The sequence below is a fragment of the Myceligenerans indicum genome (assembly GCF_016742955.1).
In the GTDB taxonomy this organism is placed as follows: Bacteria; Actinomycetota; Actinomycetes; order Actinomycetales; family Cellulomonadaceae; genus Myceligenerans; species Myceligenerans indicum.
In genome coordinates, this window is the sequence record NZ_JABBYC010000028.1 from 15717 (window position 1) to 28461 (window position 12745).

The window sequence follows — 12745 nt, forward strand, 5'->3', positions numbered from 1 at the left end:
GACCGCAGGTTCATCACCGGGCACCTGCTTCGCGACGGACCCGGTGCGGGGCAGCGGTGTGTTGATGATGAGATCGCAGCGTGCGCGGTGACAAGAGAGCGTGCACTCTGCGTTGACTTGTCCGGACGCCAGAGCTGGCCGACGTCGGCCTGGCCCGCCTCGATGACTTGATCAGAAGCATGTCCGACCTGGTGCTGCCCAGGATCGTGGCTCGTGACAGTAACGTCCCGTGGTGATTCCTTCCCAGACCGACGCCGGCTTACGACGTCCGTCCAGGCGAAGGAGAACATCGCGGTGTCCATGCTCGCAGAAGCCACATCCACGGCGCCGACCGTGGCACAGGCATACATGTTCGTCGTCGGCGTCGACACCCATGCTCGCGCTCACGTCTACTCGGTGATCGAGGCGATCACGGGCGCGGTGGTCGAGACACAGTCGTTCCCCACGACCCCGGCCGGGCTCGCCCGCGCGTCGGCGTGGATCGCCCGTCGCACGGTCGACACGCCGGAAGCGGTCCTGATCAGTATGGAAGGAACCGGATCCTACGGCCGACTGGCCGCGGCCCAACTGGCCGGGCTCGGATACCGGATCGTGGAGGCACTGACCCCGGTGCGCGGCAAGGGCCGCGCCAAGTCCGACGAGCTCGACGCCCAGAGAGCTGCGCGCGACGTCCTCGGCCTGCCCGCCGACCGGCTGCGCGACCACCGCACCGGAGCCGTCGCCGGGGCGCTGCAGGTCCTGACCACGGCGCGTGACCGGCTGACCACCGAGCGCACCGCGCAGGTCAACGCGTTGACCGGGCTCCTGCGCACCCACGACCTTGGTCTGGACGCCGGCAGTTCCCTCAGTGCCGCCCAGATCCGCGTCGTCAAGAACTGGCGCACCCGGACCGAATCACTGGACCAGCGCGTCGCCCGCGCTGAGTCCATCCGTCTCGCCGCGCGCATCGCCGACCTCGACGAACAGCTCAACGACAACGAGAAGACCCTGCGAGACCTGGTCACCGAACACGCCCCAGACCTGCTGGCCGAGCCTGGCATCGGTCCGTACTGCGCCGCGGTCATCCTCGCAACCTGGGCCTACCCGGGACGGGTCCGTTCCGAGGCCGCGTTCGCGCGCCTGGCCGGCACCGCACCCATCCCCGCCTCGTCCGGCAACCGCGCCGACCACCACCGCCTGGACCGCGGCGGCGACCGCCGCCTCAACCGCGCCCTGCACATTGCCACCCTCTCCCGCATGCGCAACCACGATGAAACACACTCCTACGTGCACAAACGGACCGCAGAAGGCAGAACCCACCGCGAAATCCGCCGACAACTCAAGCGCTACCTAACCCGCAAGATCCACAGACTCCTGACCAGGCAGAACACCCTCGCACCCACGAGTTGACAGACATAGAAGCGTCTCTCAGGAACTGAACCTCAATGTCGAACCCCTTCTTCCAGTTTCCGAGTCCGCCCCACCACTTGAAAAACAGCCGAGATCCTCGAACGCCCGAAACGTGTCAATCCAGAATTTCATCAAACCCAAGCACATTCGGTCGACCCAACCCCGCGGTCAGGGTCTACGGCATGAACTCGTCGACCTGCCCAGCCTGGACGGCCGCGTCGCACGAAGACAAGGCCGAACAGCCTTGGGAGACAGCAAACGCCGAAAACACCGGCGATTGGTCAGATCCGCTTCATACTCAGGACCGGAAGGGGATCCAATCCATAGCAGCTAACGCTCGCGCCAATACCGCCCTCCTTAAAGGGTCCGGATCAAGAGCGTCCTCCGCGAACTCCTCCCGCACATCCCTCGGATCGCCTAGGAGGTGCGTCACTTCCTCCACCCTTCCAGCGACAAGGACATAATCCGCATCCGTCAAGAGGATTGCAGGCCCGGAAACTCCGTCATTACTATAGGCGAACATGGCAAATGGGAGACCGTAAACTTGATCAAGCCCTAAATAGATATCGCTGGTGGACTCAAGCCCATATCCGAACTGTTCATTGAGGGTCGAATCGCACGTTATAATGAAAATTTGGGCAGGCTCATCCTCGGTAAGGTCGATATACTTCGCCACAATATCAAGCGAAATGTCCATATTTGAACGTTGCGCCGCACAAACACGCCCGGTGCTCTCGAGCCAATCTTGGCCGAAGAGGAGCCAGTCGGGAACCATCGAGCGAACCGCCTGGACGGGGGTGTCGCGCCCTGAGACTCGGCGCACCGTCAGTACCTGAACTTCACCGTCGGGCTACCCGGCGTTACCACCTCAAGAGTTGGCCGGTTTAGGGGCGGAGAACTCTTCTGCCGGACGTTGATTTTTGTCCCATTAGAAAGCGTTGCAACTGATGTACCGTTCTCATACGTCGTCACGTCGACTCCACGAGTCAGTTTTTCAAAGTCTTTCTTAGCCTGGTCGAATCCGCCCGTGCGGTCAAATTGCGTGGTGAACTTTTTGCCACGGTCCACTGGTTCAGCGAGACCCCGTCCACCGACGGGTCGATCGACAGCGGGAAATCCACACCCTCGCCGCCGAGCATCCGCGTGTCGGGGACGATCGTCACCGACGCCGAAGTCGGGCTCTTCGTCTCCACCACCGCCGGGAGTTCAGCCATGCCACGATCCACCATCGGCCCCTCGAACTTCTCGGGCGGGTCGACGGGACCATCCGCCTCGTCCACGGGTGTGTCGGGCTCACTGCTCTCCACCGCCTGGGGTACTTCCTCGGCCGCTGCGCGCGAGCTGGTCGTGAGGCTCTTCGTCGCCGAACCGTCCGCGCTCGTCCCCTCCGCGGCCGCCTGGGCGTCGGCCTCTGGTTCGCCCCACATCAGCGGCACGGGCGAGGTGAAGACCTCGTCGCCGTTACCGTCGACGGCGACGAATCCGCTCGCGTTCTCCCGCAGGGTCAAGCCCGGGGACACCTCGACGTCGAAGGTCAGTTCCCGCAGTGCGGGGTTCTGCGCCGCCTGCGCGTCGGCCACCCGGATCACGTCGTCGAACCCCGTGCCCTCCGCATCCGCGGAGACCACGAGGTCGAGGCCTGTGTCGCCCAGGATCCCTGGATAGGTGACCTGATCGCCTTCGACAACCGGGTCGGTGAGCGCGAACGGGACGTCGAACTCCAGCCAGTGCTCCCCGGAGGCCACTCGCGCCAGAGGCTGGTCGTCACTCGCCGCGAAGGACAGGTCGTAGACCGGTGCGGTCACGTCCAGACGGCCGTCCCCGTCGGCGTCGGCGGGCTCGATCGTCCGGTCCACATCCGTCCACACCCCGCTGCCGGCCTCGGTGCGTACCGGGGTCGTGGACGACTCCCAGCGCACCGCGACGCCGTCCGGCTGGGCCCATTCGGTCGACCACGCGTCGTAGGAGTCCTCGGCGGCGACCTCGTGCCCGCACCGGACGGCCGTCTCGAACGCCTCCGCCATCGTCACAGCCGACATCGGGCACGACTCCTCCGTCGTGCCGTCCATGCCGAGCGCCGACAGCAGCGCGTCCTGCGACCCGGTCGCGACCACTGCCGAAGCACCCGCTCCGAGCGCCAGGACGAGGACTCCCGCGATCAGCGCCGTCGAGCGTGAGCGCAGCCCTCGCGCCACCCGCGCCGCCACGCGCCGCCCCTCGGCCAGACCCTCCGACGCCATTCGCGCTCCCGCTCTCACAGCGACCGCCCCGGCGGCGACCACACCGAGCACCGGAACGTATTCGGCGCTCATTTCTCGCCCGGGCGAATATCGTCCCTAAAAGAGCCCTTTTGCGGATTCCGTTACCGGAATGAGACGATGCGCTCGACGGTCACGCCGCTCCGTCCCGGCGGACGCGGCCGCCCGTCGTCGTGCGTACGTGACGAACGCAACAGGTTCCGGCCCGTCTCCATTAGGCTGAACGGACACAGCGGACGTGCGGCCCGGCGTCGGCGACGTGACCCCACAGATCCCAGGCCGACGGAGGTTTTCCCCAGTGCAGCAAGATCCCCACGCTCCCGGCCTGTTCCAGCCACGGACGGACGGTCCCGCCGCCGGCGCGCCCGTTCGCCCGACGGCGGGTGTGGTCCCGCCCCCGCCGTCGGCCGCCGCGGTGGGCTCCGGGAACATCGCCGCGGCAGGGGACACCGCTCTGCTGTCCGAGCTCGTGGACGCGACCAGCCGGGTGCGGGCCGCGATCGAGTCCGTGGTCACGGGCCGGCCGGGGCTGGCCGACATCACGCTCGCGGTCCTGCTCGCCGAGGGCCATCTGCTCGTGGAGGACGTACCGGGCGTCGGCAAGACCACGCTCGCCAAGGCACTGGCGCGCAGCATCGACTGCGCCGCCGGGCGCATCCAGTTCACGCCGGATCTCCTGCCGAGCGACCTGACCGGCGTGAACATCTTCCGCAGCGGCAGCCACGAGTTCGAGTTCCGCCCCGGCCCGGTGTTCAGCAACATCGTCATCGGGGACGAGATCAACCGCGCCTCCCCCAAGACCCAGTCCGCCCTCCTGGAGTGCATGGAGGAGGGACAGACCACGGTGGACGGCACCACGCACATCCTCCCTCGGCCGTTCCTGGTGGTGGCGACCCAGAACCCCGTGGAGATGGAGGGGACCTACCCGCTGCCCGAGGCGCAGCGGGACCGCTTCATGGCCCGCATCACCGTGGGCTACCCCGACACCGACGCGGAGCTGCTCATGCTGGAGCGGCAGGAGGCCACCACACCACTGAGCCATCTGGAGCCGGTGACCGACGGCGCCGCGGTCCTGCGCTACGCGGCGTTCGTCCGCGGGGTGTACGCGTCGGCCTCGGTGAAGCGCTACGTCCTCGCGCTCGTCGGCGCCACCCGCGAGCACCCGGGCCTGCGGCTCGGCGCCTCACCGCGCGCCTCGCTGCAGCTCCTGCGGGCGGCCAAGGCGCTGGCGGCGATGGCCGGACGCAACCACGTCCTGCCCGACGACGTGCAGCGGCTCGCCCGGCCCGTGCTCGCGCACCGCCTCATCCAGACCACCGAGTCGCGGCTGGGGGGAGTGACGGCCGAGCAGATGGTGGACGACATCATCCGGCGCACGCCCGTGCCCGCGCTCGGCCCGTCCGACCATCGCTGACATGGGACTGGTTTCCGCTGTCCGGCGCCTCGGCCGTGTCCGTCTCACGGGGAGGGGCCTCGGAGCCTGCCTGATCGGGGTGGTGCTCGCCCTCGTCGGCCTCCTGCTGTCCCTTCCGGACCTGATCGCCGCAGGCGCGGCAGCGCTGCTGGCCGTCGCGCTCGCCTGGCTGGTCACCGGCCTGCAGCGGCTCGACGAGGGACGCGGCGCGCTGCTCGTGCAGCGCTGGGTGACGCCGAGCCCGGTGGTGCGCGACGCGCGGACCGACGTGCGCCTCGCGGTCTCGGCGGCGGCCCCGACGGGCGCCGCCTACGAGCGCCTGGCCCGTCTGCGCCTGTCGGAGCAGGCAGCGCACGAGCTCGCCGGGCACGAGGGCATCCGGGCACGCGTGCACGCCCGACCCGAACGCATCGACGTCGCCTACTCCCTGATGCCGTCGCGTCGCGGACGCTGGCCGCTGGGCCCGCTGCTGACGTCGCGCACGGACGTGTTCGGTCTGGTCCGTGCGACCCAGCCGCTCGGCGACACGACGGGGGTGCCTGTCTGGCCGCGTACGGTCGAGCTCACGATGCGCACCCGCACCCACGGCGACGTCGACCGGGCTGCCGCGGGCGGCAGGCTCCAGTCGTCCGACGACGCGGTGCTGCGCGAGTACGTCCCGGGTGACGACCCGCGCCGCGTCCACTGGGCGAGCGCGGCACGCCGCGGCCAGCTCCTGGTGCGCGCCGACGAGAGTTCCGGGGTGCGGCCGGTGAGCGTCCTGCTGGACCGCGCGTTGCTGCCGCACCAGCAGGAAGGTGCCGCCGCCGCGTTCAGCCGGCCGGCGGCGGCCGGCGACGGCGAGTGGGCGGTGGACCTGGTCGCGTCGGTGGCGACGTCGTTCCTCGACGCCGGGCATCCCGCCCGCATCCTCGCCACGAGCGTGGCACCAGCCGTCGAGGGCGTCCGGTTCACGCCGACGCGGTCCGCCCGCCATGTCCTGCTCGACGCCTGTGTCGACGTGCACGGTCACCGGGGTGCGACCGAGGCGGCGCACGCCGCCGGAACCACTGCCCGGGCGCTGCGGATCGCGCGCAAGCCGGACGAGATCCTCATCGCCGTCCTCGGGCCGCAGGCCCCGGACGCCCGGCGCGAGCTGGCGGCACTCGGCGCGGACGGCTCCTGCTGGGCGCTGCTGGTGACCCCACGGGGCAAGGGGATCCGGCACGACGTCGAGGACACCGCCGCCGAACTCACCGCCGCCGGCTGGCATGTCGCACAGTGCGAGGCCCGCACCGACATCGAGCGCGCGTGGGCGCTGCTGAACGAGGGAGTCACATGATCCCGGCACATCGCGGGGCACTCACCAGGACGGTCGTGAGCGGAGCGCTGGTCGCCGTCGCCACGATCGCGTCGATGCTCGCGCTCGGCGAGGTCATCGAGCCCGGGGCCTGGACCCGCGCCGGTGTCACGGGCGTGATCCTGGTCGCCGCGAGCACGAGCCTGACCCGCTGGGCGCTGCTGAGCCGTGCGATGAACCGGGCCGGGGCAAGGCGTGGCGGTGACGGGACGGGCGAACGCACCGCGCGGGACTCCGGGGGTGACCACGTGGCCGAGCGTGCCGCCGGGACGGCGTCCTTCCTGGCCACGCTCGTCGGCCTGGCCGTGGCCGCCTGGTACGTCCTGGCGCGGTACGGCACCGCGACGGGTGAGGCGACCCTGCTCGTCGGGAGTGACGAGTGGCGCTGGGTCCTCGACCGTCTCGCGGTGGCCGCGGACATCATGACCACGGAGCGCGCACCCGTGGAGGACAGTCTGGCCATCGGACTGGTCGCCGTCTCCGGCACCCTCCTGATGTTCCTCGTCTCCGACTCGCTCGCCGGCGCGCGGATGCCCGCACTCGCCGGGCTGCCCCTGCTGGTCCTGTGGACGCCGTCGCTGTCCATCATGGGGCGGATCCCCGCCGGGACGTTCGTCGTGGCGGTGACGGCCGCTCTGCTGCTGCTCACCCTCGACCAGCCCGGTTCCACGTTCGCACGCAGGCAGGGCCAGGACGCCGCCGTCGCGCGGGCGCGGCGGTCCCGGGCGTGGATCACGGCCGTCTCGTCCGTGGTCGTCGCCGTCCTCGCGCTGGGCACGGGGGCCGGTGTCGCGGCGCTCCCCGGCGTCTCGACCGGGTTCTCCCAGATCTTCCGCACCCAGGGACAGTCCCTCGAACTGTCCGACGCGTTCGACATGCGTGCCGGCCTGGGCGCGCGCTCCTCCGCCGAGGTGCTGACCTATGAGATCTCCGACCCCGAGCAGCGTGGGCCTTTGCGGGAACGCACGTTCACGGCGTGGGACGGCCGCCGGGTCAGCTGGGATCCACGCGACGGCGGCCTGGTGAACGTCACCCCGCAGTCGGAGCTCATGTCCGGCACGGAGCACCTCTCGGGCGAATCCACGCGGCTCGACGTCCGGATCTCGTCCGACCGGGAAGGGCTGCTGCCGATCCCTGGCGGCCCTCGCCGCGTCGCCCTGACCGGGGGCGGCGAGCAGTGGCGCTGGGATCCGGTCCTCGACGAGGTTCGCAGTGACGACCGGCTCACCGAGGGCACCGAGTACAGCGTCGAGATGCTCGACCGTGGCCTGACCCCCGACGCCCTGCGCGGTGCGTCCGACCGTCTTCCCGCGGGCGCGAACTACACGTCCCTGACCAAGACACAGCACCTGGCGGACACGACCGAGCTGGCACAGGAGATCACGGACGGCGCGCGCACGCGCTACGACCAGGCGGTGGCCCTCCAGAACTGGCTGCACCACGAGGGCGGGTTCACGTACACGCCCGACACGGCACCTGCCCGCACGAACGACGCCACCTGGGACTTCCTGACCGACCGCCGCGGCTACTGCGTCCAGTTCTCCACCGCCTTCTTCGTCATGGCGCGCTCGCTCGGGATCCCCACGCGGATCGGCGTGGGATACCTGCCCGGAAGCGACGAGAACGAGGACGGCATCTGGTCGGTGACCGGTCAGGACTCGCACTCCTGGCCGGAGGTCTGGTTCCAGGGGTTCGGCTGGGTGCGCTTCGAGCCGACCCCGCAGGTGCAGACGGGACCTCTGCCCGACTACGCGAACCCGGCCACGGGTGCGGCCTCGGACCCGGCGGCGAGCGAGGTGCCGGATGAGCGGCGTCCCGCAGACGCGTCGGAGGAGGATTCCGGCGAGGAGCCCACGGATCAGGCCGACCCTGTCCAGGCCGGCGCGGCCGGCCGGGGCACGGGCGGCGAGTCCCTGCCCTGGCAGGTCTGGGTCGGTACGGCCCTGCTGGCGCTGGCCGTCTGTGCCAGCGGATTGTGGCTGTTGTTCCGGCGGCGTCAGGACCCGGTGGCGCTGGATCCGGAACTGGCGTGGCAGCGGGTGGTGACACGGCTCGCCGAGCGGGACGTGGTGCTCGGGCCGTCGACGACACTGCGGCAGGCTCCCGACGAGATCGCCGAGCAGATCCGGGAGCGCACCGGTGAGTCGCTGCCCGACGAGACCGCGGAGGGGATCGTCGCCCTCGCGCAGGCCGCGGAGAACGAGCGCTACGCCCGCGAGTTCGTCTCGCCCTCACCCGAGCAGCTGGACGAGCTCACCGATCTGGTGCTGGAAGGCATCTCCGGAACCTTCGGCTCCGCGCCTGACCGGCCCGTCGGCCGGGTCGGCGAGGCGCTGGCCCAGGCACTGCGTCGCTGAGCCGCGCCGCGGAGTGCGGTGGGCCTCCGCGCAGCACGTCAGGGCGTCACGCGTCACGGCGTCACGGCGTCACGGCGTCACGGCGTCACGGCGTCACGGCGTCACGGCGTCACGGCGTCACGGCGTCACGGCGTCACGGACGAGAGGATCCCACCACGTGCGCACGGAGACGGAGAGCCGACGAGACGGAGAGCCGACAGATACACGATGGGGCCGCCCGGATATCCCGGGAGACCCCATCGCGGACCGGCGCGACCCGCGGCTCAGCGACCCTGATCGCGGCGCCGGTCCCAGCGCTCCTCAAGCCTGGTGAGAAAACCCGACCAGCCGCCCTTTCCGGACGGCTTGCCCTTGCCCTTCCCCGGCTTCGGGGGGACCACTTTGCCCTCGGCGTCCACCACACCCGCCGGCCCCGACTTGCGCCGCGGCGCCGCGACGGCGAAGACGACGCCCGCAAACATCAGCACGAACCCGACGACGCCGACCCACGTGAGGGACGACGCGACGCCGACCACGAGCAACAGCAGGCCGACGACGACTCCGACGCCGGCCAGCACGTACCGCAGGACGGATCTGCGCCCGGAGGACTGCAAGGTGTTCGCGAGACGCGGGTCGTCGGAGGTGAGGGCGCGCTCCATCTGCTCCAGCACTCGCTGCTCGTACTCGGAAAGCGGCATCGAGACCCCCAGATCTCGCAACGTGACGATGACCCTCTCAGGATAAGCCGGTCGCGCCCCGTGCGGTAGTCGACATCCCGGACGAAGCGGGAACAAGAGGTCGGCGCAGGTGGATCGGATCCTTGCGCGGACTCTACACGCCCAGGTCGATGGCACCCCGGCCGAACCTCTCGCGTACGGCGTCCAGCGCCAGCTCGGCATCCCTCTGAGCTCCGGACCGCGGATCGGCGGCTTCCTCCAGGGTCGGCTGAGCCGCGAGCCCCTGCCGTTCGAGCACCCGCTCGCCCCGCACCCCCACGAGCCGGACCGGCAGGCCGTGCCGATCCACGGACGCGACGAGCTCACGCGCCACCAGGTAGATCTCACGGGCCACGTCAGTGGGCCCGTCCAGGGTCCGCGAGCGCGTCACCGTGACGAAGTCGCTGGTGCGCACCTTGACCGACACCGTGCGGGCCACCACGCCCTGCCGCCGCATCCGCGCCGCGACGCGGTCGGCGAGTTCCCGGACACGTCGCGCCAGCACGGACTCGTCGTGGACGTCGGTGGCGAAGGTGGTCTCGGCGCCGACGCTGTGCTCCTCGTGTCCCGGCACCACCGGGCGCAGGTCCCGGCCCCATGCCAGGTTGTGCAGGTGCGCCCCGCTGACCCGTCCGACGGCGGTCTGCAGGCTGGGCAGGTCCGTGCGAGCCAGCTCGGCAACCGTGGTGATCCCCCAGGCGGCCAAGGTCTTCTCGGTCTTCTCACCGACACCCCACAGGGCCCCGACCGGCAGGCAGTGCAGGAAGTCGACCGTCGCCGCGTCCGGGACGAGCAGCATCCCGTCGGGCTTGGCGTGCGTCGAGGCGAGCTTCGCCACGAACTTGTTCCGTGCCACACCCACGGACGCCGTCACACCGTACGTCTCCCGGATCCGTGCGCGAATGCCCGCGCCGATCCTGGTGGGCTCGCCCAGACGCCTGCGGGCGCCGGCCACGTCGAGGAACGCCTCGTCCACGCTGACCTTCTCGACCAGGGGCGTGACCTCGCCGAGGATCTCCATCACACCGTGGGAGACCTCCGAGTACAGCCCGAAGTCCGGCGTGAGCACGATCGCCTGGGGACACAGCAGACGCGCTCGCGTCATGGGCATGGCCGACTTCACCCCGTACGCACGTGCCTCGTACGTCGCGGCCGACACGACACCTCGCTCCTGGCCGCCCACGATCACCGGCTTGCCGCGAAGCTCGGGGCGCCGTGCGATCTCGCACGAGGCGAAGAAGGCATCCATGTCGACGTGCAGGATGGTGCAGCCCGACTCGTCCGAGCCCCAGTCCCGGCGCGCGCCCGCGGACCTCGGCGCACGGCTCACGGCCGCGGGCCCCCGGTCATGACGCCTCCGTCACGAGCCGCAGGTGCGGGCGGTGTGCGAACGTCGCCTCCGGGTCTGCCAGCATCGCCACCTCGTCTCGGAAGTCCTCCGCGCACGCGAGGATCTCGTCCGCGCGGGAACCGTCCACCTCACCGCCGCGCCCGGCGTCCACCGCCGCCCGCAGCGGCGCACCCGATGCGAAGTAGCCCGACCACGGGGCCAGCTCCGGCTCCACCCGCACGAGCATCTCCCAGACGGTCCGGACCCCAGATCGCGGCGACGGGCGCCCACGCAGCGCGAGGACCGCGGCCGCCGCACGGATGGCGGCGAGGTGGGCATGCCGGAAGCGATCGTCCGGACGGAGCGCCGCATGCGCCTGCGCCAGTTCCGCGTCCGCCCGGCGCAGCAGCGCGCGAACCCCGGGAGGCACGGGCCGCGGCACACGCGTGCTCGCGGCAACGACATCCGACTCCCTGCCCTCGGTCATCCCCATGATGCCCTCCGATCCGGTTCCTCACCTGTCAGTGTCGAACATCTGTTCGATCAAGTCAACTCGGCCCGGCGAACGCGAGACACTTGCCCCATGGCCCGCCGCAAGCCCCGCCTCACCCGACGCACTCCATCAAACACCGGGACACCGACACTCCCCGACGGGCCGGTACCGATCACCACCGGAACCGCGGAGGTCGTTCGCGACCCGGACCATCCCGACCGGGTGACGCTGCACGTCAACGGCGTACCCAGCTCAAGCCTGGACCTGAGCGACCCCGGGTTCCTCGACTTCGAGTACATGCAGCAGATGGCCGCGGTCGTCGCCCTCCTGCCGTCCGGCCCGTTGCGCGCGCTCCATCTCGGCGCCGCCGGGTGCGCCCTGGCCCGGTACATCGAGCACGAACGCCCCGGGTCACGCCAGCTCGGCGTCGACGTCGACGCCCGTCTCCTCGAACTCGTCCGGGACTGGTTCGGCCTGCCTCGCGCACCACGCCTGCGCCTGCGTGCCGACGACGCCGGCCATGCGCTGGCCGGCGTGCACCCGGAGTCGTTCGACGTGGTGATCCGGGACGTCTTCGCCGGCGACGTCACGCCCGGCCACCTCGCGGGCACGGACTTCGCGGCCGCGGCCCGGCGAGCTCTGCGCCCGGGCGGCGTCCTGCTGCTGAACTGCGCGGACCGGCCTCCGCTGACCCTCGCACGCCGAGAGCTCGCGAGCCTCGCCGAGGCCTTCGGCCCGGCGGCGGCCGCGACCGGACGGCTGGCGGCCATCGCCGAACCCGCCGTCCTCAAAGGGCGCCGGTACGGCAACGTCGTGCTGGCGGCGGTGCGCGCGATGCCCGCGGGGGACGACGAGCACGTGGACCTGCGCGATCCCGGCCTCGGGCGCGTCCTGCGCACCCTGCCCGTGCCCGCCCGCCTGGTCGCCGGGGAGGACGCCACCCGTTTCGCCGGCACCGCCGCGCCCCTGGGAACAGCGGCGGAGGGAACGGCGGCGGAGGGAACGGCGGCGGCCGACCGGCCCGACATGACCGGGGCCGCACCCCGTGACGAGGTGCGGCCCTGATCAGCGTCGGAGAGACGCGTCGTGGGGTTCCGCTCCGGACGGGGTCCTCGTTGCCAGGCCCCGTCCCGCAGCACCCGCCGGCGGTGTCAGAGCGGGACGACCTGCTCCGCCTGCGGCCCCTTGGGGCCCTGCGTGATCTCGAACTCGACCCGCTGGGCCTCGTCGAGCGTCCGGTACCCCTGCGTCTCGATCGCGGAGTAGTGCACGAAGACGTCGGCGCCGCCGTCGTCCTGGGCGATGAACCCGTACCCCTTCTCCGCGTTGAACCACTTCACAGAACCCTGCGCCATGCGTCTTTCGACCTTCCGTCACGTCGGCCGGGCCGAGTGCCCGCCCGTGCCGCAGCACACCCGAGGCACCAGACGTGGTGCCGGCGGCTCGCGTTGCGGCGAGCGCCAGTGTGGC

General features: G+C 70.9%; 11 protein-coding genes. 5 read left to right on the plus strand and 6 right to left on the minus strand.

Features of this window, described 5'->3' with window-relative positions; translation table 11 throughout:
* Positions 1-300: 300 nt before the first annotated feature.
* On the plus strand, positions 301-1389 hold the full coding sequence (locus tag HGK34_RS14295; RefSeq protein WP_201848584.1) for an IS110 family RNA-guided transposase: 1089 nt from the start codon (positions 301-303) through the stop codon (positions 1387-1389).
* A 298-nt stretch (positions 1390-1687) separates the two neighbouring features.
* Here the strand turns inward: HGK34_RS14295 and HGK34_RS14300 are convergent, their stop codons facing one another.
* Both HGK34_RS14300 and HGK34_RS14305 read right to left on the minus strand, forming a co-directional pair.
* On the minus strand, positions 1688-2086 hold the full coding sequence (locus HGK34_RS14300) for a hypothetical protein (protein WP_201848520.1): 399 nt from the start codon (positions 2084-2086) through the stop codon (positions 1688-1690).
* Between the two features lie 289 nt (positions 2087-2375).
* Positions 2376-3629: a hypothetical protein gene (locus HGK34_RS14305; protein ID WP_201848522.1), complete on the minus strand. Its 1254-nt coding sequence runs from the start codon at positions 3627-3629 to the stop codon at positions 2376-2378.
* Positions 3630-3945: 316 nt separating this feature from the next.
* Here HGK34_RS14305 and HGK34_RS14310 point away from each other — a divergent pair, with 316 nt between their 5' ends.
* Genes HGK34_RS14310 through HGK34_RS14320 form a run of 3 tightly spaced genes read left to right on the plus strand, consistent with a single transcriptional unit; the run spans position 3946 to position 8757 of the window.
* Positions 3946-5061: an AAA family ATPase gene (locus tag HGK34_RS14310; RefSeq protein WP_372433133.1), complete on the plus strand. Its 1116-nt coding sequence runs from the start codon at positions 3946-3948 to the stop codon at positions 5059-5061.
* 1 nt (position 5062) lies between these two features.
* Entirely contained in the window at positions 5063-6382 is a 1320-nt protein-coding gene (locus tag HGK34_RS14315) for a DUF58 domain-containing protein (RefSeq protein WP_201848524.1), read from the plus strand.
* Entirely contained in the window at positions 6379-8757 is a 2379-nt protein-coding gene (locus HGK34_RS14320; RefSeq protein WP_201848526.1) for a transglutaminase TgpA family protein, read from the plus strand. Before HGK34_RS14315 ends, HGK34_RS14320 begins: the two co-directional genes overlap by 4 nt.
* Positions 8758-9020: 263 nt before the next feature.
* Here HGK34_RS14320 and HGK34_RS14325 read toward each other — a convergent pair whose 3' ends face one another.
* The 3 genes from HGK34_RS14325 to HGK34_RS14335 form a co-directional block, all read right to left on the minus strand.
* Positions 9021-9434, minus strand: a complete 414-nt coding sequence (locus HGK34_RS14325; RefSeq protein ID WP_201848528.1) for an SCO2097 family morphological protein — start codon at positions 9432-9434, stop codon at positions 9021-9023.
* A gap of 133 nt (positions 9435-9567) precedes the next feature.
* Positions 9568-10782 (minus strand): DNA polymerase IV, encoded by a 1215-nt coding sequence (dinB, locus tag HGK34_RS14330; protein ID WP_201848537.1) that lies wholly within the window; start codon positions 10780-10782, stop codon positions 9568-9570.
* Between the two features lie 16 nt (positions 10783-10798).
* Positions 10799-11275 (minus strand): SAV_6107 family HEPN domain-containing protein, encoded by a 477-nt coding sequence (locus HGK34_RS14335; RefSeq protein WP_244666753.1) that lies wholly within the window; start codon positions 11273-11275, stop codon positions 10799-10801.
* Between the two features lie 90 nt (positions 11276-11365).
* Between HGK34_RS14335 and HGK34_RS14340 the strand changes: the two genes are divergently transcribed.
* On the plus strand, positions 11366-12340 hold the full coding sequence (locus HGK34_RS14340; protein ID WP_201848540.1) for a spermidine synthase: 975 nt from the start codon (positions 11366-11368) through the stop codon (positions 12338-12340).
* Between the two features lie 86 nt (positions 12341-12426).
* Here the strand turns inward: HGK34_RS14340 and HGK34_RS14345 are convergent, their stop codons facing one another.
* On the minus strand, positions 12427-12630 hold the full coding sequence (locus HGK34_RS14345; RefSeq protein WP_201848542.1) for a cold-shock protein: 204 nt from the start codon (positions 12628-12630) through the stop codon (positions 12427-12429).
* Positions 12631-12745 lie beyond the last annotated feature (115 nt).

Bases quoted from the DNA above. Each gene is read 5' to 3' on its own strand.
- HGK34_RS14295 (WP_201848584.1), top strand. From the start codon at position 301: ATGCTCGCAGAAGCCACATCCACGGCGCCGACCGTGGCACAGGCATAC.
- HGK34_RS14300 (WP_201848520.1), bottom strand. From the start codon at position 2,086: ATGGACATTTCGCTTGATATTGTGGCGAAGTATATCGACCTTACCGAG.
- HGK34_RS14305 (WP_201848522.1), bottom strand. From the start codon at position 3,629: ATGGCGTCGGAGGGTCTGGCCGAGGGGCGGCGCGTGGCGGCGCGGGTG.
- HGK34_RS14315 (WP_201848524.1), top strand. From the start codon at position 5,063: ATGGGACTGGTTTCCGCTGTCCGGCGCCTCGGCCGTGTCCGTCTCACG.
- HGK34_RS14320 (WP_201848526.1), top strand. From the start codon at position 6,379: ATGATCCCGGCACATCGCGGGGCACTCACCAGGACGGTCGTGAGCGGA.
- HGK34_RS14325 (WP_201848528.1), bottom strand. From the start codon at position 9,434: ATGCCGCTTTCCGAGTACGAGCAGCGAGTGCTGGAGCAGATGGAGCGC.
- HGK34_RS14335 (WP_244666753.1), bottom strand. From the start codon at position 11,275: ATGGGGATGACCGAGGGCAGGGAGTCGGATGTCGTTGCCGCGAGCACG.
- HGK34_RS14340 (WP_201848540.1), top strand. From the start codon at position 11,366: ATGGCCCGCCGCAAGCCCCGCCTCACCCGACGCACTCCATCAAACACC.
- HGK34_RS14345 (WP_201848542.1), bottom strand. From the start codon at position 12,630: ATGGCGCAGGGTTCTGTGAAGTGGTTCAACGCGGAGAAGGGGTACGGG.